Source organism: Burkholderia sp. MSMB1835, from assembly GCF_001526365.1.
GTDB lineage: Bacteria > Pseudomonadota > Gammaproteobacteria > Burkholderiales > Burkholderiaceae > Burkholderia.
Genome location: NZ_LOYP01000023.1, coordinates 1 through 1,466, shown reverse-complemented (window position 1 = coordinate 1,466; position 1,466 = coordinate 1). Strand labels below are relative to the sequence as shown.

Below are 1,466 nucleotides of genomic sequence, written 5' to 3'. Positions count from 1 at the left end.
TGCACGATGGCGCCGCATTACAAGCGGCCCGACGCGCCCGTCGCGCAGGCGTACCCGGCCGGCGGCGTCTACGCGACGCAGCCGGGCGCGGCCGGCGCGCGCAGCGCGAACGGCCAGGCGGCGACCGCCATCGGCTGGCGCGAGTTCTTCGTCGATCCGCGCCTGCAGCGGCTGATCGAGATCGCGCTGAAAAACAACCGCGACCTGCGCGTGTCGGTGCTGAACATCGAGGCGGCGCGCGCGCAGTACCAGATCACGCGCGCGGGGCTGTTCCCGACGCTCGATGGTACGGGCACGGGCAACATCCAGCGTTATCCGGCCGGTGTGTCGCAGACGGGCCAGCCGCTGATCTCGCGCGTCTACAACGTCGGGCTGTCGGCGTCGTGGGAACTCGACCTGTTCGGACGCGTGCAGAGCCTGAAGGATCAGGCACTCGCGCAGTACCTGTCGACGTCGTACGCGCGGCAGGCGTCGGAGATCTCGCTGGTGTCGCAGGTGGCGGATCAATACCTGACGCTGCTGTCGACCGACGATCTGCTGAAGGTCACGGAAGACACGCTGAAGACCGCGCAGGCGTCGTACGACCTGACCAAGCTGCAGTTCGACAACGGCACGGGCTCCGAGCTCGAGCTGCGTCAGGCGCAGACGGTGGTCGAGACGGCGCTCGCGAACCAGCAGGCGCAGGCACGTGCGCGCGCGCAGGCGCTGAACGCGCTGGTGCAGCTGATCGGCGAGCCGCTGCCGGACGATCTGCCGGCGGGCCTGCCGCTCGATGCGCAGAACCTGCTGACGGACGTGCCGGCCGGCCTGCCGTCGGATCTGCTCACGCGCCGTCCGGACGTGATGCAGGCCGAGCAGACGCTGCTGGCCGCGAACGCGAACATCGGCGCGGCCCGCGCGGCGTTCTTCCCGAAGATCTCGCTGACGGCCGCGTTCGGCACCGCGAGCCCGACGCTGGGCGGCCTGTTCAAGGCCGGCACGGCGGCGTGGTCGTTCGCGCCGAACATCGCGCTGCCGATCTTCGAGGGCGGGCAGAACATCGCCAATCTCGATCTCGCGAACGTGCAGAAGCGCATCGAGATCGCGAACTACGAGAAGGCGATCCAGTCGGCATTCCGCGAAGTGTCGGACGGCCTGGCCGCACGCGGCACGTACGACCAGCAGATCGCGGCGCTCGAGCGCAACGAGCACGCGCAGCAGCGTCGCTTCGACCTGTCGGACCTGCGCTACAAGAACGGTGTGGACAGCTATCTGTCGGTGCTGACCGCGCAGACGGATCTGTACTCGGCGCAGCAGTCGCTGATCAGCGCGCGTCTGGCACGCTGGACGAACCTGGTCGATCTGTACCGCGCACTGGGCGGGGGCTGGATCCAGCGTGCAGGCGAAGCGCCGCGCGCGCCGGATGCGCCGGTCGATTACGACAAGGCGGCCGCGCCGGCGCCTGCGTCGGCAACGGCGACGAACGG

The 1,466-nt window shown here is 69.6% G+C and carries 1 protein-coding gene; it reads left to right on the top strand.

The annotated features are described in order from the left end of the window. Positions 1–1,466, top strand: a 1,466-nt coding sequence (locus WS96_RS10620; RefSeq protein ID WP_059832421.1) for an efflux transporter outer membrane subunit, incomplete at both ends; no start/stop codon positions are given.